This window comes from Paenibacillus wenxiniae, from assembly GCF_039822605.1.
GTDB lineage: Bacteria > Bacillota > Bacilli > Paenibacillales > Paenibacillaceae > Saccharibacillus > Saccharibacillus wenxiniae.
In genome coordinates this window covers 381818-404717 of the sequence record NZ_JBCGUH010000003.1, presented here as the reverse complement: position 1 = coordinate 404717, position 22900 = coordinate 381818, and the positions used below count along the sequence as shown (strand labels likewise).

Annotated in this window: 17 protein-coding genes; 10 read left to right on the top strand and 7 right to left on the bottom strand. The window is 46.2% G+C overall.

Annotated features, from left to right (window positions below; translation table 11 throughout):
- The first annotated feature begins 355 nt into the window (after positions 1–355).
- The 3 genes from AAHF22_RS07725 (at position 356) to AAHF22_RS07715 (ending at position 4233) form a co-directional block, all read left to right on the top strand.
- Positions 356–1165: a class I SAM-dependent methyltransferase gene (locus tag AAHF22_RS07725; protein WP_347324415.1), complete on the top strand. Its 810-nt coding sequence runs from the start codon at positions 356–358 to the stop codon at positions 1163–1165.
- Between the two features lie 458 nt (positions 1166–1623).
- Positions 1624–3102, top strand: a complete 1479-nt coding sequence (locus AAHF22_RS07720) for a hypothetical protein (protein ID WP_347324647.1) — start codon at positions 1624–1626, stop codon at positions 3100–3102.
- A 243-nt stretch (positions 3103–3345) separates the two neighbouring features.
- The gene (locus AAHF22_RS07715) at positions 3346–4233 is read left to right on the top strand and encodes a hypothetical protein (RefSeq protein ID WP_347324414.1); all 888 of its coding nucleotides are present in this window, start codon (positions 3346–3348) and stop codon (positions 4231–4233) included.
- Positions 4234–4266: 33 nt separating this feature from the next.
- On the opposite strand, the gene AAHF22_RS07710 is transcribed toward AAHF22_RS07715, so the two are convergent.
- Positions 4267–4758 (bottom strand): hypothetical protein, encoded by a 492-nt coding sequence (locus tag AAHF22_RS07710; RefSeq protein ID WP_347324413.1) that lies wholly within the window; start codon positions 4756–4758, stop codon positions 4267–4269.
- Positions 4759–5350: 592 nt separating this feature from the next.
- Here AAHF22_RS07710 and AAHF22_RS07705 point away from each other — a divergent pair.
- From AAHF22_RS07705 to AAHF22_RS07685, 5 genes are all read left to right on the top strand, one after another.
- Positions 5351–6022, top strand: coding sequence for a GntR family transcriptional regulator (locus AAHF22_RS07705; protein WP_347324412.1), 672 nt, complete (start codon positions 5351–5353; stop codon positions 6020–6022).
- A gap of 257 nt (positions 6023–6279) precedes the next feature.
- Positions 6280–7641, top strand: a complete 1362-nt coding sequence (locus tag AAHF22_RS07700; protein WP_347324411.1) for a GntT/GntP/DsdX family permease — start codon at positions 6280–6282, stop codon at positions 7639–7641.
- A 505-nt stretch (positions 7642–8146) separates the two neighbouring features.
- On the top strand, positions 8147–9682 hold the full coding sequence (gene gntK / locus AAHF22_RS07695) for a gluconokinase (RefSeq protein ID WP_347324646.1): 1536 nt from the start codon (positions 8147–8149) through the stop codon (positions 9680–9682).
- A 162-nt stretch (positions 9683–9844) separates the two neighbouring features.
- Positions 9845–11041, top strand: coding sequence for a GGDEF domain-containing protein (locus tag AAHF22_RS07690; RefSeq protein WP_347324410.1), 1197 nt, complete (start codon positions 9845–9847; stop codon positions 11039–11041).
- A 232-nt stretch (positions 11042–11273) separates the two neighbouring features.
- The gene (locus AAHF22_RS07685; protein ID WP_347324409.1) at positions 11274–12470 is read left to right on the top strand and encodes an aminotransferase-like domain-containing protein; all 1197 of its coding nucleotides are present in this window, start codon (positions 11274–11276) and stop codon (positions 12468–12470) included.
- 316 nt (positions 12471–12786) lie between these two features.
- Here AAHF22_RS07685 and AAHF22_RS07680 read toward each other — a convergent pair whose 3' ends face one another.
- The 5 genes from AAHF22_RS07680 to AAHF22_RS07660 all read right to left on the bottom strand — a co-directional run bounded on the left by AAHF22_RS07680 (position 12787) and on the right by AAHF22_RS07660 (position 18754).
- Positions 12787–13635: a methyl-accepting chemotaxis protein gene (locus AAHF22_RS07680; RefSeq protein ID WP_347324408.1), complete on the bottom strand. Its 849-nt coding sequence runs from the start codon at positions 13633–13635 to the stop codon at positions 12787–12789.
- 252 nt (positions 13636–13887) lie between these two features.
- Complete coding sequence (locus tag AAHF22_RS07675) at positions 13888–14157, bottom strand: YkgJ family cysteine cluster protein (protein WP_347324407.1); 270 nt, start codon at positions 14155–14157, stop codon at positions 13888–13890.
- Positions 14158–14534: 377 nt separating this feature from the next.
- Positions 14535–15653, bottom strand: a complete 1119-nt coding sequence (locus AAHF22_RS07670) for a 5-methyltetrahydropteroyltriglutamate--homocysteine S-methyltransferase (RefSeq protein WP_347324406.1) — start codon at positions 15651–15653, stop codon at positions 14535–14537.
- A 78-nt stretch (positions 15654–15731) separates the two neighbouring features.
- Positions 15732–16961 (bottom strand): peptidase T, encoded by a 1230-nt coding sequence (gene pepT / locus AAHF22_RS07665; protein ID WP_347324405.1) that lies wholly within the window; start codon positions 16959–16961, stop codon positions 15732–15734.
- A gap of 158 nt (positions 16962–17119) precedes the next feature.
- A complete protein-coding gene (locus AAHF22_RS07660) occupies positions 17120–18754 on the bottom strand; it encodes an NAD(P)H-binding protein (protein ID WP_347324404.1) in 1635 nt (544 codons plus the stop codon).
- Between the two features lie 704 nt (positions 18755–19458).
- Between AAHF22_RS07660 and AAHF22_RS07655 the strand changes: the two genes are divergently transcribed.
- The gene (locus AAHF22_RS07655) at positions 19459–20052 is read left to right on the top strand and encodes a YjgB family protein (protein WP_347324403.1); all 594 of its coding nucleotides are present in this window, start codon (positions 19459–19461) and stop codon (positions 20050–20052) included.
- A gap of 319 nt (positions 20053–20371) precedes the next feature.
- On the opposite strand, the gene AAHF22_RS07650 is transcribed toward AAHF22_RS07655, so the two are convergent.
- Positions 20372–21199 (bottom strand): class I SAM-dependent methyltransferase, encoded by an 828-nt coding sequence (locus tag AAHF22_RS07650; RefSeq protein ID WP_347324402.1) that lies wholly within the window; start codon positions 21197–21199, stop codon positions 20372–20374.
- A 546-nt stretch (positions 21200–21745) separates the two neighbouring features.
- On the opposite strand from AAHF22_RS07650, the gene AAHF22_RS07645 reads away from it, so the two are divergent.
- Entirely contained in the window at positions 21746–22816 is a 1071-nt protein-coding gene (locus tag AAHF22_RS07645) for a branched-chain amino acid aminotransferase (protein WP_347324401.1), read from the top strand.
- Positions 22817–22900: the final 84 nt, after the last annotated feature.

The window sequence follows — 22900 nt, the reverse complement described above, 5'->3', positions numbered from 1 at the left end:
GATAATAGGTAGTGAAGTAGGAGTTAAAAGAGTGCTGTCGATCCATTCGGCAGCACTTTTTTTAATAAGGGCAGGATCAATGCGTTTGCCGTATCATGGACACGGATTGTGAATATCCGATGTACGTTGTTTACTGCGCCAACAGACTTCGTTTTACGTTAAAAGTACGTTAAAAGATCAGTCATTGCGGATATACTGTGTAGGTAGTTTACACTGTTTGTGGAAGCACCCAATTGAGAGTGTACCGAGTCGGAGTCGTATAAGTAAACGCGTATGGATGAACTGCAAACTTGGTTTTATTCATAACGTAAGCTGGCGTCCTTATTCTTATTCTAGCAACGGAGGAGGGAGAAGCTTGAGTACATATGGAATCGTGATGTTATGCGTTGTTATTGTATTGGCGGTGCCAGCGCTGCTTTTGCTTGTGTATTATAGCTGGCGTAACGGGATTTCGCCGATGCCTACCTCTGCTAAAGTGCGAAGTATCGTGAGTAGGCAGGTGAAGATTGCCGCGGAGCAGGTTGTACATTTGAGGCATGAGTCTATAATCATTTTGGAACAACAGGAACAACAGGAACAACAGGAACAACAGGAACAACAGGAACAACAGGAACAACAGGAACAACAGGAACATCAGGAGCAACAGAAACATCAGGAGCAACAGAAGTTGCAGGATTCACAGCGTTTACAACAGTCAGCTATCGTTACAAAGCCAGAGGAAACAGCCAGTCATGCGAAGCAGCAAGCATCCAAGCTAGCTCATTCCGTCCATGTGATTGAAGCAGGCTCTGGCTGGGGAACACTGGCTCTGCACATTATTCAGGACAATCCTACCGTACACATAATCGGAATTGAAAATTCACCGCTACCGTTATTGGTTTCGCGTTTGCTAGCGAAACTCAAGCGCCAACCTGTTCATTTTCAACAGGGCGACCTGTATCATTATCCGTATGAACAAGCAGATATTATCGTCTGCTATTTGTTTCCCGGCGCTATGAGCAGGCTTAACTCTATACTGAAGCAGCAATGCCGTGCACATACGTATGTGATTAGTGTTTATTTTGCTTTGCCAGATTGGGAGCCGGAGCAGGTTATCGTTTGCCCGGATGGGTATCACACACCTGTATATGTATACCGCTGTGGACATCGAAGTTATCTTGCGTAAGCGAGAGATTGGATATATATCAGCACAACACCAATACAGCTCTACATCATATATGCTTACTTCATAAGCCTATGTCATAAGCCTGCATCGAAGAAGCACTCGCTCTGCCCCAAATAGTAGCTCTACAAATGATGAGTGACAAAGTGCAGGCGATGATCCGCGATTAGTTCTAGCCCAAGCAATCGCTCTGCTCCAAGTAGTAGCATAGGCGCCATATTTACTGCACCGCATTCTTCACTGCACTACAGTTTCACAGTTTGCACGACACTACGATGTGCAAGCTCATCAGCAAGCTAAAGTCGGCTACAGGGTAGCTGGCTTATTTTTCCGTTGACACTGCATATTTATTCATGCTAAATTCATTGCAATATTTTAATTCGCATCGGAATTATATGAATTGGAATATCCTGTGTTTTTGCCATCATTATCCTATCTGAGGAGGCGTTCCATTGAAAAAGATGACCCGTTTCACACTCGCAGCACTTGTTGCTGCACCTGCTGTATTAGGAGGAGGGTTGCTGCCAACTACGTCTACATTTGCGGCTGTCGCCCAGACACCTGTAAAGGCAACGACGACGAAGGCACCAGTATCTACAACGGTTCCAGCGAAGACACCAACGGCAACTCCAACAAAGTCACCAGCTTTAACTCCAGCAAAGGCTAACAGCATCACTGCACATCAGGAAACGGCAGCCGATTATGCGCAATTTTTGCAAGCGAAATACAATATTCAGCTTCCAGCGCAGGTGAAACGGGGCGACTTTTTACGTGCACTTGCTGCTATTGTAAAGTCTCCAACTGCATCAACCGAAGCAGCACAGACACCGACATTTACCGATCTCAAATCGGGCGATGCAGCCTATGATGCGGCAGTGACATTATCACAGCAAGGCATTCTGTCGGACAAAACGATTCATGCCAATGATGCACTCACCGTATATGCAGCTGTATTTGTCGCGGTGAAGGCAGCAGGCTTTAAGGAACTGGCGTATACATATCCGCAGTCGAAGGTCGATGCGGCACTGGCGAAAGCAGGGATTGCGGCTAATCGTGTACAGGGACAGGCAGCACAGGAACTGGCGGCAGCAATTGATACCGGGTTAGTACCGGAGCAACTGTACCCTGTACTACGTAAAAGCGGAACGATCGATCGCAATACCGCCAACATACTGCTCGGTCAAACGCTGACCAGTCTCGGCAAATACAAAAATGAGATCGGACGCACCAGTGATAGCGACATTTACGAGAAGCTATATAGCGCTTACCGTACTGCCGATCTGATCGAAGCCCCGGAGCTGCGTACAATTGTCGATGAGGCACTGCGCAGCAATCTAGTTACCGGCTACAACTTGAAAGATAGCCGCTATAACTCTAATTTTATCGATAGCCTGACGCTCACGTATGGACATGATGATATTAAGCATGCGGTGCAATTAATCGGCTTGCTGCGCAGTGAAGGGATCGATGCAGACGTACAATTCCAGCCGAAAACGTCAGCATTTATTTACTTGAAGGAATGGGGCACACCGAAGGAAACACCGGATTATAAAGTGACTCAGATTGAAAATGGTAACTATATCGCTTATGCAAAAGAGTACGATATTCAGTTTGAGTTTAATAACACCAAAGATAAACAACGGTTTAACAACATCATTTCCACCTATGCGAAAAAGAACAGCGATACTCAAACACCGCTGATCTATAACTCCTGGTGGCAGCCACTCTACTATTCGCCAACCGAGCTGTCCGGCTATCCTGTTATCTCTAACACAAAGATCACACTCGGTAACTATTATGCACAGTCCTTCTCCTTGAAGGACAAAGCCCAGGCGATCCGCGACGGTTTCCGCAAGCTGGCACCGGATGCGACGATTAGCGGCTACGATTTCTGGGTGGATCAGCCGTTCTTTAATTATTTGAATGGCGAGTCGGAGTAAGGTTGAATAGAGTTCAAGTAAGTCCATTTAAGTAAGCAATATAGGCAATCATCATAAACAACTCGCATTTTTAGCAAATAAGAATGCGAGTTGTTTAATTTTTCTACGTATTCCCTAGATATTATTGGATGGAATAGATGGTAATTATTTGATTTTGATACTTTTTTATAGTAGTATGTAAAACTGTTGACAACTTAACTAAATGAGCGGCCTCTCAAATTTCAACCATTAAGGAAGAGGAATATGAAAAAATTAAATATTTCTATAGTAATTATTTTAGCTTTTTCGATATTAGTATCATTGCCCGTCTCTGCTTCTGAAATTGAAAATGGTTCATTGAATATTGAAGAGATTCAAAAGATGAAAAGCTTTGGATTCAGTGAAGAAGAATTAAGTACTTATACAGTTGAAGATTATAATTCTTTTAATCATGCCGTTGGTGATGATGTATATGGAGAAGTTATTAATGAGACTACTACTTACTATAAAATAACAAAAGACAATACTATTGTAGTGGATGAAAAAGAAGCAGTTGAAGGGGCTGAGCAGGCCAAGCTAAATGACGCTTTAGACAGTTTTCGTGTGCAAGCTTTTCAACCAGATAGTACTGATTCAGGTTGGTTAAAAATGACACTTTCTGTTTCCAAAGTTCTTGATTCTAATGGTAAATGGCATGGTATTTATAAGCTGAAAAACTCTTGGAAATGGCTTAGTTTTCCTACTTTTAAATTACACGATGTAGTGGGCATAACTTTTAATCCTAATTTGACTTATATTCAAAATAGTGAATTTGCACAGTATCGTTATCGGGATGGAAGTGTTGGTCATACATGGGCTTCCAAAAATTATGACAAGGCTCCGCATAAGTCAGCCAGCGCAGGAATAGCTTTTGAAATAGATATGCAACTTTATGGAGCAGATGGCGGATCTACAGATCAACACGAAGGTTACATGATGATCAATGTTAAGCCTAACAGTACTAGCGCAACTTCTACAAATGCATTTGGGCATTACGCTCATGTAGCTATCAATGCATCTTACAGTGTTAGCATCACGAGTGCTTCTATAAGTATATCTGGAGTAGCAAAAAAGTATTATGCAAAAGATACATCAATATCTTGGAATCTATAATAAAAAGAGGCCGTTCAATTGAACGGTCTCTTTTTAAAAGGTTTGTTTTAACAATGTCTTTTTGTGTGTATTTAAAAACTCAATTGTCACCTGCGGAACTGGATTCCATATTCTATTGTCTTGCACAACTACATATCTGTCACGATTGTAATCGTAAGTTTTGCTCTCCCCATCAATAATTAATTTATAATAGCTTGCATTTTGAAGAATATCATTGTTGCGAATAATCAAGCCAAAAGAACCTACTTCTCTTCCTCCGAAAATGATCCCATCCCTAGGAACACCAGGACTAGTATGTGAATTTCCATTTCCTTCATACACATATATTGTATCCGTTTCATCAGAAAATAAGTAATATTTCGAATCACTAACACGTATGATATTAGGGTTTTGTATGCTCTGTTTTTCAATGAAAGTATTTAAATTTTCTGGTTGTACAGGTTTAGTAGGAGTGTCAAAGTCATTGAATAAAAGAATTACTCCTAGAATAATTACGCCCGCAATTGTTGTGGTTTTCAAAATCATATAAAGCCTCCTTGCTATTCTCATTCCAACATTTTAACCTAAATTATCCATAATGAACAGATATATGCTAAATTTTTGCATAGTTTAAATCATATAATCAGAATAGGCAATTTATAAAACGCTTACAGGAAAAGCTTTACATTCCTAAATGAGAGTAGTAAGATAAAAATCAAAGTTTTAAAGTTGTATACAAGTACACAATAAACGCATCATGTCGTACACATTGATCTGCTAACGCGGTCGTTATCCTTTTATAAATACAAAACCAGGACGCCGCACACATACGATTCCATCTTGCAGCATAAAGGAGGCGTTACAGCGCAACTAGCGATAAGCTGAATGCAGTGCACCAGGGTAGCCTGATGCAGCTTCCAGATACAACCGATCATTGAAAACGTTATATTCCGATTGCCGGATTGTGCTAAAATCGAACTATATGGCAAGCAGTATGGCTGTACGATATGACAGCTCGCAAGGGGGAGAGAAGTGGACGCTTTTCTAGTGTTATCTTACCTATGCGAACCTATTCTATCCAAGCATGTCCAACATTTGCCTGTTCATCAGCGATTATGCACAAAAGGGGACGTTAACGATGCAATATCCATCTGCCTGGCTACAGGGGGCTTCTCGCGGAGAAGCGATTGCCTGTGAGCTAAGACTGCAAATTATAAATGAAACGATCAAGCCCGGCGAGATCATTTCCGAGAATCGGATCGCTGCTGATTTTGGCAGCAGCCGTTCACCTGTACGCGATGCACTCAAAGCATTAGCTAGCGAAGGCTTGATCCGGCTGGAACGGATGGGCGCGGTCGTGTTAGGGCTGAATTTGGAAGATGTGAAAGAGCTATACGATGTACGCTATTTGATCGAAAGCTTTGTCCAGCACCGACTGGCAGACGGCGAGCATGAAGCACTGCTGATTCAACTTGATCGAACGATCGACAAAATGAAGCTGGCTGTTAAGCATGGTGATTATGTCGATTTTGCTTATCAGGATTTTATGTTCCACGAAATGATCGTCATGCACGCCCAACATAAGCGCATGATCCACCTCTGGAACAGCATCCGCCAGATCGTGATGACCGTTATCCTGATCACCACTGAAAAAGGCTTCCAAACCGGAGAAGAACGAATGAACTGGGTCGCCGATAAACACTACAAAATCCTAAATGGTCTCCGTTCCCAGAATGCCGAAACGATCCGCCGCGCGGTCGACGACTATTTCACCGACTCCGCTCAAACGTTGAGTCGCACCCTGCCTTAATTAGAAGGCAGGGCAGGATATGTATCGTTCACCTTAACTTGTCGACAAGTATACAATAAACTGGATGATGCGGAGCAAGCTATAACATAGCTCACGGCAAAAAGACCTGCATCTCCTAGCCCGTTACGATTGCAGTGATTGAAGCAGTCATCAAAGCAAAACACAAAACCATTATTGTAAGCGCTCTATTCATTTGCGGAAAATATTTCAAATTTGCATAAAAAGTCTTTGGAAATTTTCATAGGGAGGTTATTTCCTTGAATCAACTGTTTGGACTTAGTCATAATGCCACACTGCTCGTGTGGACGCTCATCGCGATCGTGTTCCTTATCGTACTGATCGCCAAATTCAAATGGAACCCGTTTGTTACGCTGCTGCTGTCCGCGTTAATGCTCGGTTTGCTAGCGGGTATGAATCCGCAGGACCTGATCAAATCGGTGACTGGCGGACTGGGCGGAACGCTAGGTACGATCGCGATCGTTATCGGTCTCGGTACGATGCTCGGTAAAATGATGGCAGAATCCGGCGGTGCCGAGCGCATTGCAACGACGCTGATTGATCGTTTTGGTGAAAAACGGGTGCACTGGGCGATGATGCTTGTCGGGTTTATCGTCGGGATTCCCGTCTTTTTTGAAGTCGGTTTGATTTTGCTTATTCCGATCATCTTCCTCGTGGCACGTAAAACAGGCTTATCCTTGCTCAAAATCGGGATTCCCATTCTGGCAGGTCTATCGACTGTACATGGTCTGGTGCCACCGCATCCGGCGCCGATGATTGCGATTGATGCGTACAATGCCAATCTGGGACGTACGATTTTGTACTCGCTGATCGTTGGCTTACCAACAGCGATTATCGCCGGCCCGATCTTCGGTAAATTTATCGGTAGCCGCATTGAAGTACAGCCGCCAAAAGAACTTGCCGAGCAATTTGCCTCCAGCGGAGAGCGCCAGTTACCAGGCTTCGGCATTACACTGTTTACGATTTTATTGCCCGTTATTTTGATGCTGACAGGCTCAATTGCTTCTATCGTTGATCCGCAAGCTGTACACGGGTTTACCCATGTGGCTGAATTTATCGGTCATGAAATTATTGCATTGCTGATTTCGGCGGTATTTGCCTTCTTCTCACTCGGCTTTGCACGTGGCTTCAGCAAGGAAGATATTTCGAAGTTTACGAGTGATTGTCTGGCGCCAACGGCTGGTATTATTTTGATCATTGGTGGTGGCGGTGCATTCAAGCAGGTGCTAATCGACAGCGGTGTCGGTAAAGCGATTGCGGACATTGCCAGCCACAGTCATATTAATATCATTTTATTCGCATGGCTCGTAGCAGCGCTGATCCGTGTAGCGACAGGCTCGGCTACGGTGGCCATGACGACTGCTGCTGGTATCGTCGCTCCGGTGCTCGCGGTGAGTACAGGGGTGAATGTAGAGCTGGTCGTACTGGCAACAGGTGCCGGATCGCTGATCCTATCCCATGTGAATGACGCTGGCTTCTGGATGATCAAAGAATTTTTCGGGATGACGGTAGGGCAGACGCTCAAGTCCTGGACGGCTATGGAAACGATTTTGTCGGTTGTCGGCTTGATCTTTATTATGATTTTGAGCGTGTTTGTATAAAAGCGAATAAGCAGAGCGGGAAGGTGCTTCTTTCCCGTTCTGCTTTACTTTGTTTAGCCCGTTAGTTGTGTATAAAGTAAATGTTGTTCGGATGCATCAACCACTACAGGAAGGAATAAGGGGACGGACTCTCGTCTCGCACAGGAATGTACGGAGTAAAAGTGAAATGTAGATTCCCGTGTTAGGAGAGCACTAACACTAGAAGTCATCCTTTCCCCTTATTTCCTTCCATGTTGTGCGGATTACCTTCATACCAGTTGGTGAATCTACGCTAGTACCTTGATGGCTTCAAATATTCGTTTTTATGGTGTACTCATACTACGTCGCTTGAGCGCGCGCGATGTTTCGATAGAGAATTAGCTTTATTTCGATAGAGAATTAGCTTTATACAGTAACGATACTCGTGCAAAAACGATGTTTATTTTACGAAAGAAGGGTTATGAAGATGAATCATACAGCGAATGAGAATGGATCATTACCAAACGTAGAGCCACAGCACCGCGCTATGCGCATGATCGGAGTCGATATCGGTACGACGAGCACGAAGGCTGTCTTATTTCAGGAAAATGGCACGGTCATGACGACATCGAATATAGGTTATCCGCTGTATACGCCAACACCGTCGACTGCGGAGCAGGACCCGGATGAAATTTGGCGTGCGGTAACCGACACGATTGCCGGTGTGATGAAGGATAGTGGTACGTCGCCGGAGCAAGTTCTATTCGTATCATTTAGCTCGGCGATGCATAGCTTGATCGCGGTGGATGAGCAGGGCAAGCCGCTCACACGCTGTATCACATGGGCGGACAATCGCAGTGCGGCGTATGCGCGTAAGCTTAAAGGTGAGCTGAATGGACAGGAAATCTATATGCGCACAGGTACGCCGATTCATCCGATGTCCCCTTTAACAAAGCTGATGTGGCTAAGCGCTGAGCAGCCGGATCTGGTAGCGCGGACGCATAAGTTTATCTCGATTAAAGAATATGTATTTGCCCGTCTATTTGGCGAGTATGTGGTCGATCATTCGATTGCTTCCTGTACCGGATTGTTCAATCTGCGAGAGCTGAACTGGGATGCCGAGGCGCTAACCATTGCCGGCATATCGGCAGCCCAATTGTCCCGTCCTGTACCGACCACCTACCAGCTGGCAGGGATGAATGCCGAAGCGGCGCGATTGATGGGACTATCCCCCAACACTCCGTTTATCATCGGCGCAAGCGATGGCGTATTATCCAATCTGGGCGTAGGCGCGATTGAGCCTGGTGTCGTAGCGGTCACGATTGGCACGAGCGGAGCGATTCGCACGGTCGTTAACGAACCGGTCACCGATCCGAAAGGACGCATCTTCTGTTATGCGCTCACCGAGGATAAATGGGTGATCGGTGGGCCTGTAAATAATGGAGGGATGTTATTCCGCTGGGTACGCGATGAATTTGCCGCATCGGAGGTAGAAACAGCGAAACGGCTTGGCATCGATTCCTATGATGTGCTGACCCGAATCGCTGAGCAGGTGCCTGCGGGCTCGGAAGGGCTACTGTTCCATCCTTACCTGACCGGTGAGCGTGCACCGCTATGGAACCCGGATGCACGGGGTTCGTTTATCGGACTGACGATGAAGCATCGTAAGGAGCATATGATCCGCTCGGTGCTGGAAGGAGTTATTTTCAACTTGTATACGGTTATGCTGGCGATGAAGGAGCAGATCGGCCATCCTGCCAAAATTCATGCGACAGGCGGCTTTGCTCGTTCATCGTTATGGCGGCAAATGATGGCGGATATTTTCGATCAGGAAGTGATCGTGCCAGAAAGTATCGAAAGCTCCTGCCTGGGTGCAGTTGTGCTCGGTTTATATAGTATGGGTCGTATCGAGTCACTGGATATTGTATCCAGTATGATCGGTTCTACACATGCCCATGAGCCGAAGCCGGAGCACACGCATGTGTATCATCAGCTACTGCCGATCTATGTATCGATCTTCCGTAGTCTGGAGCAGCAATATACAGCGCTCGCCCAGTTCCAAAATCGGGAGCACTTTTCATAAAATTTTTATAGAAGTATGACTGTAACTGTGCGCTTTGCCGTTGATAAAGATGGTATACTGAGTCCACAGTCATCCATTTAGGCTGGCAAGTACGTATTGCTGCGCCTGCTCAATGTTTTAAGCTTGAGGCGCCGTGCAAAACACGGAGTTGTGAGATCAACTATGATGTTTAATCTGGATATGAAGACGATTTTCATATCGCTTGTCTTTGGTCATATTTTTACGGTTATTCTGATTAGTGCGTACCGCAAGCATACGGTGCAAAATCGCTCGTTTAATGCCTTTTTTTTAGCTAAACTTATTCAGGCGATCGCCTGGGCATTGCTCATTGTGCGTGGAGCGATTCCAGAGCTATTATCGATTGTGCTGGCGAATACGCTACTCTTTGTGGGAGCGGTATTAGAAACAGGTGCGTTGCTCATTTTGCAAAAGGTTTTTTGTGAAAAGCTCAAACGGCTGTATATTATCGGTACACTGCTGTGCATTACAGGCTTTACGACGATCTATGCACTCGGTGTATCAGAGGCAACCAGAATTGTCTATGCCTCGGTCGGTACGTCGCTATTCCTGTTTTATCCGGTCTATTACATGGTTACCGATCGTAACGCCTCTACGCTCAAGCGATTAATGGGCATCTTATACGGCATTGTAGCGCTCAGTCTGCTTTTACGTGCTGGAGCAGCGTTACAGCTAGGCAATCAGGTGGGCTTGTTCACACAGGGTATGTATCAGAGCTTTTCGTTTATCGCCTTGTATATGATTATGATTTTGGGCAATACCGGCTATGTGCTGCTGTCTAAGGAGCAAGCGGATGCAGAACTGCTTCATATCGCTAGCTATGATGAAATGACCGGCGTGTTGAATCGGCGTACATTTATGGTGGAAAGCCGCAATATGATTCACCAGCTGGCGATGCGGCAAAGTCAGGTGTCGTTTATTTTGTTCGATGTGGATTCGTATAAAATGATCAATGACACCTATGGACATTTTACCGGGGATCGTGTGCTTCAAGATATGGCGGATCGGCTGAAACAACGGCTGACCGAGCTAACAGGTGAACATTATATTTTTGGGCGTTATGGTGGAGATGAATTTGCGATACTGTTGCCGGATACGGATGAAGTGAAGGCAGGAAGGTTGGCAGAGCAGCTTCGATTAACGGTCGCACATCATGAATCGCATGTTTTACCGGTGCCGTATACGATTAGTCTTGGTGTCGTTTCGGTGCCTGCACAGCGAAATATCCAGCTCAATACGCTGTATGAACTTAGCGATCATGCGCTGTATAATGCCAAACGAGCAGGGAAAAATCAGGTGGCTATTTACAATCAGGAGCAAGCTGAAGCGATGCTCAAATAACTATGTGTTCAGGTTAGCCAGCTTTGATCTTGCAATATATTCCCTTCGTTATCGGCGCTGCTGCTGAGACGAAGGGTTATTTTTATACAACAAAATGTATTGTGGCTATTTCCAGTGAGCAGACATATGCGATAAGCTAGAACAAACAACGAGTTTGAATAGCGATGATATGCTGGATATATTTTATCGTCAGTCGGCTCGATCTTCATTTGGCTAAGGAGAGAAGACAACTATGGACTATAAATTTGCAGCACGGATGACGGCGATGAAGCCATCGATCATCCGTGAAATTTTAAAATCAAGTGCTGGCGGTTCTGTGATCCCATTGGCAGCAGGCAATCCGGCGGCAGAGACATTTCCACTGGAAGCGATTCGCTCGTTTACCGAGTCGATTCTGCTTGAAAATCCGGTTGCTGCGCTCCAGTATGGTGTAACGGAAGGATATGAGCCACTACGTGAGCGCCTGATGGCGCATTTGCAACAGCGTTTTAATGTGGATACGACGGATAACGCGTTGATGGTCGTCTCCGGTGCACAGCAGGGAATTGAGCTGGCCTGTAAAGTGTTTTGCAGTGAAGGGGATACGATCATTTGCGAAAGTCCGAGCTTTATCGGTTCACTGAACACATTCCGCTCTGCTGGTATTCGTCTGGCTGGCGTGCCGATGGAGGCGGACGGTATCGATCTGGAGCAGCTTGAGGCTGCGCTCAAGCGTGAACCGAATGTAAAGCTCATCTACCTCATTCCAAGCTTTCAAAATCCGACTGGCATCACCACATCGCTGGAGAAGCGTAAGGGCATCTATGCACTGGCACGCCAGTATGATGTGATGATTCTGGAAGATAACCCATACGGGGAGCTGCGTTTTCAGGGTAAAGATGTGCCTGCACTGAAATCGATCGATACCGATCAGCGTGTAATCTATGTCGGCTCCTTCTCTAAAGTGCTGTCTGCCGGATTGCGTGTAGGTTATGTACTGGCACCGGATGCTGTGATTCAGAAGATGGCTGTAGCCAAACAGGGTGAGGACGTACATACGGCTACACTGCCGCAAATGATCGCCCACCGTTTTATGACCGAATACGATTATGACAGCCATATCGCGCTAGTACGTAATGTGTATCGTCGCAAAAGCGAGTTGATGCTTCAAGCGTTGGAGCAACATATGGATGCTACGGTCACTTTTACCCGTCCGGATGGGGGACTGTTCCTCTGGTGCGAACTGCCAGCGTCTGTACCGATGCTCGATTACTGCAAACAAGCCGCAGCGAGCGGAGTCGCTGTTGTACCGGGTAACGCGTTCCTCGTAGATGAGTCTGAGCCATGTCAGGCACTGCGCCTGAACTTCTCCACTCCATCAGATGAGCAGATCGTGCGCGGAGTAGAGATGCTAGCACAGGTATTTGCGCAACAAAAAGCGCGTAGGTAACCGATCATCGATCGCTGATCACGAATGACTACTATCGATCATCAAATCATCAACACCAAAACCGCCATCGATATACAGAACAATACGGAAGCATCTGAACAAGCAGGCGAGCAACACACATATCCTGTTTGTTCATACAAGCTTACGAATTGTACTGTATACGATGGCGGTTTTTGATCGTTCATGTGGTGATTATAAACGTTAGCGCAGTGCTAATTGATCCTGATTCGTCTAAAAATCAGGATAAAAATGTAGCTGAGTTGTTTGCATATAAAGTAGTAGATGGCTCAAAACCATCTATACGTAGACAGCTGTATTATTTATTTTTGTTAGGCAGGGAGTTGTAATAGTACATATTATCCGAAATATCCTGCATCGATGCGCTAGCACTTTGCAGACGATCGATCACATCGGTAAACGAGCTGACCAGCAGCGCCTGTTCTTTGGACGACGAAGTAATCTGTTCGATTTCACGTTCCATTTTGCGAATCGAATCCTGTACATCACGCAGTGCACTTTCAATATCGCCGGTTGCCTGTTTGGCATTGACGGACAGTTTACGCACTTCGGTAGCCACGACGCCAAAACCAGCACCCAGTTCACCGACACGCGCTGCTTCAATCGCTGCATTCAGACCAAGCAAGTTCGTTTGTTCGGAAATTTCTTTGATTAATGTAGCAACTTCATTAATTTTGGAAGACTTTTCAACGGTAATGCGGCTGTTATCCAAAATTTGTTCACTTGTTGCTTGCAGCTGCTGGGCATGAGAAGCGATATGCTGTACCATGTCGACCAGATTTTGCGAGATGGAGTGGCTATCGGAAACGAGTTGATTCAAGTTTTGCTCATTGGTTTGCTCATAATAAATACCGAATACAGCGACCAATTCACCATTTTCATGAACAGGCACAACGATTCCTACAAGTGGCGTACCAAACATTTCGGCAGGGAGGTCAATACTGGATGGGTTGCGTTTGTCAGCGACCATAGCAAAGTTTTCAAAGCCCGGTGCGACAGGGTCACCTGTTTTAAAACCAAGATCAAAATTACCGATCTGTTGATAAAAAATAATATGCGACTTATCATACAGCGAAATTGTTACGGATTCACGCAAAGCTTTCGTAAAAAAAGGAATCGTTTGAATCAATGCTTCAATCATACTCATATCGTTATCCACCCTTATGTTGAAATTACAGTACCTTGTATATGTATCGGGCAGTGCAGAATAAAAGTGTAGCAGCATCATAATAGTGAATATTTTGGAAAAAAGTTATTTTTATGAATATTATGCAATAAAAGTGTTTTTATATGGGATATATATACATAATTAGCAGTGAAAGTAGTGAAAACAGAACATGATTCCACTACTGAATCATTTGAATCAGATGAAAAAATATTTAATTTTTTTTCAAATTGATTAAGGAGAGGGAGTATTTGGGGTAGTTAGACGTTCCAATTCCTCCAGATAGGCAAATGCATGCTGATCTGTCGTTCCACACATATCCAGCGAAGCGGGCAATTCGCCACAGACAGCAGGTCGTTCCGGCTGACCGAATAGGCTACAGCGACGTTCGGCAGTCAGGTGAGGACAGGGCATTCCAGCAGGCTTACCGTGCGGTAAACCAGGTAGTGGAGAAGAGATTGAAATAACGATACAGCAGGCAGCGCAACCAGCGCGACATTCCATAGATGAATCCTCCTTACGAGTCAACCGTTTACCCCTGCCATAGCCTGAATACGTTAGTCGCTATGTATGGCGGAAAATGATTACCAGTATAGCGATTACAATGGCTGGACGAGTAGGTATCGGGTCGACGTTTAGCATACCGTTAATCGATCGGTGTGTCCAGCTACAGATTGCCCCTGTCGTCGCTAGCGCATATGCCAGAAGCAGGAAGTCAGTTGTAAAGCAACCTGTCCATTTTCCAGACGAACGATCAGATCAAGCTACAAGTCGGCTGCATACATCATGAGGTCTAATTGTAAAACTAAAAAAGTAGCCAGTCGTACATTCCTGCTCAGGAAAAATACCGACTGGCTACCGCTATACGATTGATCGATCGATTATGACCATACCTCGTCTGCGATCTCGATCACATGACGGAGCTTATCCCATTGCTGTTCTTCGGTTAGCAGATTGCCTTCTTCTGTAGAAGCAAAGCCGCATTGCGGACTGAGACATAGCTGATCCAGACTGACAACACGTGCTGCTTCATCGATCCGGCGTTTAATCTCATCTTTGCTTTCCAGTTCACCTGTTTTGGATGTGACCAGGCCGAGTACGATTTGCAGATCTTTACGCTTCACATGCTTCAATACGTCCAGCGAACCGGAGCGCTCATCATCAAATTCCATAAACAATCCGTTCAAGTTCAGTTGATCCAAAATCGCATCGGCTGCACCATCATAGCCGCCGGATGCCGTCCAGGTGGAACGGAAATTACCACGGCAAATGTGCATTGTAATAATCATATCGTCCGGACGATCCGCGATCGACAGATTGAGCAGTTTCACCGCATCGGCAACCATACGATCCGGGTCTTTACCGTCAGCACGCAGCTTTTGCTTCGCTTCGTCGGAGAAGAACGATGCCCATGACGTATCATCGAGCTGCAAATAACGGCAGCCTGCATCGTAAAATGCACGCAATGCTTTTTGATAGGCCAGACCGAGATCATGCAACAATGCGTCGCTGTCGCCATAAAGATCGTTAGCGATTTTACCGCGGAATTGCAGCATATTCGGGCTTGGAATCGTCATTTTCGGTGTACGATCCGCGCTCACGATGCTGTGCAGGAATTTGTAATCGTCCAGATGCGGATGACTCGTAAAATCGATCCGGTCGGTAACCTGAATGCCACGTGGCTTCGTTGTCACACCGTGGAACTGGATGCCCTGCTCGGCTTCGAACGCTTCTACACCGTCCAGACCTTCAAGGAAGTCGAAATGCCACCAGGCACGGCGAAATTCACCATCAGTGATCGATTGCAAGCCAATTTCTTCTTGCTTCGCGACGATGCGGCGAATTTCTTCATTTTCCAGCTCGCGCAGTTGCTCGGCTGTCATCACACCAGCTGTATGTTGCAAACGGGCTTTTTTGATCTTTTCAGTACGAAGCAGACTGCCTACATGATCGGCACGAAAAGGTGCAGTGGTACGCAGCAAAGAGGATGAAGATGGCATAAACGATAACCTACTTTCTTTATAGGAGTAAACTGTTATGTTGCATCGTAGCAAAGATTACTTTCTTTGTAAATCAGATCATGCCTGCTGTTCAAACAATCTAGCGATCTCAACGATGACTTTGGTCGCTTGGACCATCGTATCGACCGATGCATATTCATACTTGCCGTGGAAGTTCTCGCCACCTGTGAAAATGTTCGGTGTCGGCAATCCCATATACGACAGCTGCGCACCGTCTGTGCCCCCACGTACAGGTGTAATATGCGGCTCGATATCCAGGTTCTTCATCGCCTGACCTGCAATATCGACGATATGCATCACCGGCTCGATCTTTTCACGCATATTGTAATACTGATCACGCAGTTCCAGCTCGATCTGATCCTCGCCGTAGGTTTGGCGGAATTCGTTCACGATGCTCGTCATCGTATTTTTGCGATGCTCGAATGCTTCACGGTTGAAGTCGCGAATAATGTAGGACAGTTCTGCACGCTCCACATCGCCGCGGAATGAGCCTAGATGATAAAACCCTTCATATCCGTCTGTAAATTCAGGCGCTTCATCGACAGGTAGACGACGATGTAATTCCATCGCAATTTTGGAGGCATTGATCATTTTGCCTTTGGCTGTACCAGGATGCACATTCGTACCTTTGCATACGATACGAGCAGCGGCAGCGTTAAATGTCTCATATTCCAGCTCGCCCAGTGGTCCGCCATCTACCGTATACGCATACTGCGCACCATAAGCGGCTACATCGAACAGATGTGGTCCACGACCGATCTCTTCATCCGGTGTAAAGGCAACGCGAATTTTGCCATGTTTGATTTCAGGATGATCGAGCAAATAGTGCATCGCGGTCATAATTTCCGCAATGCCTGCTTTATTGTCAGCGCCGAGCAATGTCGTACCATCGGTTGTGATTAGCGTATGGCCGTGGTAGCGCTCCAGTTCCGGGAAGTCCGCTGGCGACAGGATAATACGCTGCGCTTCATTTAGCACGATATCCCCACCGGTATAGTCCACGATCTGTGGCTTTACACCTTTGCCTGTAAAATCGGTTGCTGTATCCACATGCGCCATAAAGCCGATCACAGGCACATCCTTATCGGTGTTTGCAGGCAGTGTAGCCATCAGGTAGCCATTGTCATTTAGCGTGATTTCTTGCAGACCGAGTGCGTGCAGTTCCTGCTCTAGTTGGCGCAGCAAATCCCATTGCCCAGGAGTAGAAGGGCATGTGTCGCTTTCCTCATTGGACTGGGTGTCGATCTGTACGTAGGAAGTCAAGCGTTCAATCAGTTCTTGTTTCATCGGGTCAGACTCCTTTCTCTATACGGGGAGCGTATCGTAGCCGCTCCAGCTCATGCTGTTATTGTAGCATAAAAAATAACGCTGCTAAAAATGAACTCATGCTGCGTAAAGGCCAGATCAATCGCACAAAAAAAGCCCGGGTGACGCGCAATAGCGCATCATCCGGGACGGTGAGACGAAACGGTGGAAGAGCTGGAACCGGGCTGATTTCGCTGATCACGAGCAATCCACCGCAGTAAATGACGACGGAACGCATGCATCACGATCAGATGGACTTTGGCCTGCGTGTATTTGTATAGGAACCAGGGCAAGGACGGCATATAGTCATGAATCGCGATGACGCATTCCTGTGTGCCGGGAATTTGCTGGAACTCCAGTCTGCCTTCATGTGTTTCTTTAATACGTGCGAATGCACCGCCGGTAATATGGTAGACTGCACTTTCGTCATCGCTGCGTTCAGGGGAAAACGTCAGTTCCAGCAACGGTTTCTCGATAAAGCGCAGAAACACCTGATACCGATCCTCGCCGATACGCTTAGTGCGTACAAGCGCTGGCATAAAGCGCCCCAGCCACTCCATATAATAATCACCAGCCCAGCGTGCATTTTTCCCTTCTGGCAGTAAAACGCGCTGGATCGAGCGTACATCCGATACTTTCGGATCGGTCGAATCGGAAGCACGACTGCTCTGGTTGGAGGAGCTTTTTTTCTGCGCTTCCTGTTCGAGTGCGGTACGTGCCGCCGCTTCAAACGGAATTTTGCCATCGCTAATGCCTTTGACGATCCGATCTTCATGAGCGACCATCGGATGTTCCAAACTTTCCACCAGCGGATAGACCATTTCGCGTGGCATACGGGTCACAAGCGTTACCCATAAGCGTGACAGATGGATCGTCAGCAGTGGTAGATCGATGAATACGCGTCGTTTGCCCATCACTTCGGCGGTCTTTTCCATCATCTGCTTATACGTCATAATATCCGGTCCGCCCACATCGATGGCGCGTCCATACAATTGCGGCGAGCCGATGCTATGTTGCAGCGCATGCAGTACGTCAGAGAGTGCAATCGGATGCGTCAAGGTGCGTGTCCATTCTGGCAATGTCATCACAGGCAGACGCTGCACGAGACGCGCCAAAATCGGGAACGAAGAGCCTTCAGGTCCAACGATCAATCCGGCGCGAATGGTCGTGACCGGAATGCCGCAGGAGCCAAGCACCTGCTCTACCTCTAAACGGCTGCGCAGATGGCGAGATAGCTGTTCGCGTGGAACATTTTCCGGAATGATACCGCTCAAGTATACAATCTGTTTAATCCCATGCTTACAGGCAGCACGGGTAAAATGATCCGCCAAAATAATATCCATATCTTCGAACTTCGCCTGAGTGAGCTTAGCGGTCGGCATCATCGAATGAACGAGATAAATCGCATAATCGGCGCCTTCCATCGCCTTTTCCGCAGCTGACATCGAAAATAAATCACAGGCGCGCCATTCTACATGCTCATTGTTATGCTCGGAACGATCATGACGCGACAGGGCGATAATGTCATAATCACGTACAAGCTGGCGCAGTAGGTTTTTACCAATATAGCCGGTCGCGCCGGTTAGGACGATGCGCGGACGGCGTGTTGTAAATTCAGAACGCTCGCTGGCTTCGTCAGACGTAGACGTTTGCTCCGGCGTGCTAGTGTGAGCTATAACATCATTCGCTGATGTTGCCGCATCATGCTGGGCTGGCAGGCTCTCTGACTGGGAAGTTGTATGTTCAATATTCGCATTGCTGGATGTTTCGTTCATCGTTTCACCTCATCCAATCTTTCCATATTCGTTTTGTTCGTTGCCTATTCTGTTCCATATCGTGACGACAACTACGATAGAAGTACATAGAATTCCATAGAACTAAGCAGAAGCACATCAATGACGGAAAATTACGAAATAAAGCTCATTCATGTTCAAGTTTGTAGATGGACATGTCCAAGTTTGTAGACGGAGCAAAAGGTAATTGGGTAAAACTTCTCTGTTGAGCTGGGTAATGACTACGGTATCAGGCTACGTACAATAGGAAGTGTATGTTTTTCCAATACCCTGTTTGCGGCTGTTTCAACCTTTTCTGGATCGCTAATCAAATAGAATGAACAGCTTTGTTGTCCTATTGGGGAGAGTTCTATACGAATGGGATCAATACGAATCGCTGGCAACTACATTGTTACCGGATTGTGATATGACGGTAACTTACATGCTAAGACATAGCAGTATACTTATAACTAATTACGATGATGTGCAGGTCTTCCAGTGAAGAACGTATAGCTGTTAAAGAATGAATAATAGGTGGACAAGGTACAATGGCTGACTAAGGTGAAATTTTTACTCAGGCATGACTGTTGTTGAGGTATACCTGCTTACATGCTTAATAGAAGAGTTGATGTGATGTAAGGTATAACGGACAGTCGAACTGGAGTGTGGCTGGAGTAGGAAACAAAGGAAATACAGGAGGAATCAATATGAACACATGGACAGAACACATACGTAAAGTGGCGATTGCAACGACACTGACAGGCGTCGCATTAGCAGGCACGATAGGTGTGAGCACCGCTTTTACTACACAGGCGGCAGCTTCAGCGAGCAGTGATGCCGCTTATCAGCATCAGCTTGCGGTGGAGACATTGAACGGCTTTTACAAACCAGCATTACAAGGGAAGTTTCCCGGTGACGTGAACAGCTTTACAATCGGTAAAACGAAGCGCAGCGAGGTGCTGAACCGCTTCGGCCCAGCAGAGATGCCACGATCAAGCGCGAGCGGCTATGATAACTACACAGCAAATATGGGCCATCCTGGGTATGCGTTTCACTATAATAAAAATAATGTGCTAGACGAGATGCGCTATTTCGGTACCAATGTGGAGCGGCAGACGAATATCGGTGGTATCACGATGAAACTGCTACGGGAAAAATGGTATGCTCCATCTTCGGTAGCGACGATTGGCAAAGGTAAATCGAAGCAAACTAAAGTGACTTACATGCGCGGCAAATATAAACTGGAATTCATCTTCAACAGCAGCACCGATCTGGATCATATTAATTTGCTCAAAGCGTAAGCTAGTACCTGAATCGCGTTAAATTATGAAATTTGATGCTATACTACACATATGAATGCATACCATGATGAAGATATATTTTTCATAAAGCGAAGTAGAGTAGACTTTGAATTTCGTCTAGTCCAGATACAAAGGCGTTTACGAAAACTCGTATTCCTTGCCGGAGTGGTGTCTGCTTCAGCAGAAACAGTTTGCTTACACGACCTAGCTCAGAGAACAAGAACATGCCGAAGGCGTCTATCGCCCTCGGCATTTTTTAATGGGTATCATTGAATATCAATGGATATCCGCTGAATTTCATTTTGGATCAGTCGGTGCTTTATTTAATGCCCAATCGCATTCGGTAACCGAACAACACATTGATCATGCCACCGCGGAAGAAGTCATCCGCCATCGCTTTAAGCACACCAATCTCTGATTCCAGATGCGCCGCAGGGGCGCCTAGCTTGAGTGCTGCCTGAATGCCGCCCTGACTGAGCAAAAGACCAGTATAGCGCTCGGCACTGCATGGCTCGGTATGCTGGAACACAATTTCACGCACAAAGCGAAAATGTCCACTATTTTGTAGCGTCTGCAAATGCGTCGATTTGTCTCGTTTAACCGCCCTCTGTTCCGGATCGCCATACTGCTCCAATAATCGCTCGGACAGGTCGATCAGATGCTCATACTCACGCTCTAACTGCCAGTTTAATACAGGCGGCCAGTCGCAATCATAGGCGGCAAAGATTCCACCTGCTCTCAGCACGCGCTGTACCTCTTGCAGCGTACTCACCGGCTCCATCCAGTGAAACGATTGCGAGCAAGTCACCACATCTACTGTAGCAGAGTCGGCAGGCAGCTCATTAGAATAGCCATGCTGGAATGAGATGCCGGATACGGGTTGCTGCTCCAGCTTGATCCGGGCGCGCCCCAGCATATCATAGTTGGCATCGATGCCGATAATGTCGGCTGCCTTGCCTGACCAGATCATCGTGGACAGTCCGGTGCCACAGCCAACATCCAGTACTAGCTTCGGGCGCTTTTGCAAATAATTCACTAGCAAGTCTGCCACAAGTAATGGGGGCTGCGGTCGATTCTGATCATACAGCTCATCAAATCCATTAAAACGGGTAATGTTAGACACCGAATTGTTTTCAGGAATATTCATATGGACATTCTCCCTTCGATGGATACGATAACACAGTTCTACTCTGGTATGCTGTTGTGCTTGAACTCTGTACTTTCAATCTGTACTTTCAATCTGTACTTTCCAGCTGTTCTTTAATTTGTTCTTCCGATCTGTTCTGTGCAAAAGTATAGCATATTTCTATTCGCACATCGTCAGCGCAACGTTGGAATTGTAGATTATGTAAGGTGGGGCTAGGATAAAGCAGGAATGGGGCGTGTAAGCAAACTATTGTTGCCCTAGCAACTACAGTTTACTTACATACGCTGGTGAACGTTATTCTGTTAAGAAAAAAATATAAAAATCCAGATTTTTCATTTCAGACAAAATAAGATAGGTTAACTCCTCTAAAAGAGCAATTTAGTGAATAGTATCCGTGTATAAAGCGGTTACAGTTGCTCTCCATTATGCCTAACGCACAAATTGTAATACGATCTATTCTATTTTGCTGTTTTCGCAAAAGGGTTAAAAGTGATATGATTTAATGAAATCATAATTAATTAGGATTATCCGTAAGGAGACATGGCGATGAGTATCGAGATTAAGATCGAAAAGACAACCACACCGAAAGAGAAGCCTGCTACACAAGGACTTGTATTCGGCAGCAAATTTACGGATCATATGTTCATTTTGGATTATGAGCAGGGCAAAGGCTGGCACGATGCACGTATCGTTCCTTACCAGAACATTAGCCTCGATCCAGCAGCAAAAGTATTCCACTACGGTCAGACGATTTTCGAAGGTCTGAAAGCATATCTTGCCGCAGACGGACGTATTCTCATGTTCCGTCCAACGAAAAATATTGAGCGTCTGAATCTGTCCAATGAGCGTCTGAGTATTCCTGAGCTTGATCCAGAGGTAGCGCTGGAAGCGCTGCGTCAGCTGATTTTGCTCGACAAGGACTGGATTCCAGAAGGAGAAGGCACGTCTCTGTATGTACGCCCATTCGTGATTGCGACTGAGCCTGCGCTGGGTGTTGCTCCATCGCTGAAATACAAATTTATGATCATCCTATCGCCGGTTGCTGCGTACTATGCAGAAGGCATCAACCCGGTCAAAATCTATGTGGAATCCAAGTATGTCCGTGCGGTTCCAGGTGGTGTAGGAATGGCGAAAACCGCGGGTAACTACGCAGCCGGTCTGAAAGCACAGGAAGGCGCAACCGAGCTAGGCTATTCTCAAGTGCTCTGGCTGGATGGCGTGCACCGCAAATATATCGAAGAAGTCGGCAGCATGAACGTCTTCTTCAAAATCGACGGTACGGTCGTAACGCCTGCGCTGAACGGCAGTATCCTGAACGGGATTACACGTGATTCGATCATTCAACTGCTCAAGCACTGGGATATTCCAGTAGAAGAGCGCCTGCTGTCGATCGACGAGCTGGAAGAAGCGCACAAAGCGGGTACACTGGAAGAAGCATTTGGTACAGGTACCGCAGCCGTTATTTCCCCAATGGGCGAGCTGAACTGGCAGGGTGAGAAAATGCTGATCAACGAAGGCAAAACTGGCGAATTGTCGGCGAAGCTGTATGAGACATTGACCGGCATTCAGAAGGGCGTAGAGGAAGATCCGTTTGGTTGGACGCTGGAAGTGAAGTAAAGCTCATTTTTTGAGCATGGATATCGCATAGATTAAAAAGTTAAATAGCTAACATGAGAACCTATCGCATGGATAAATGGATTG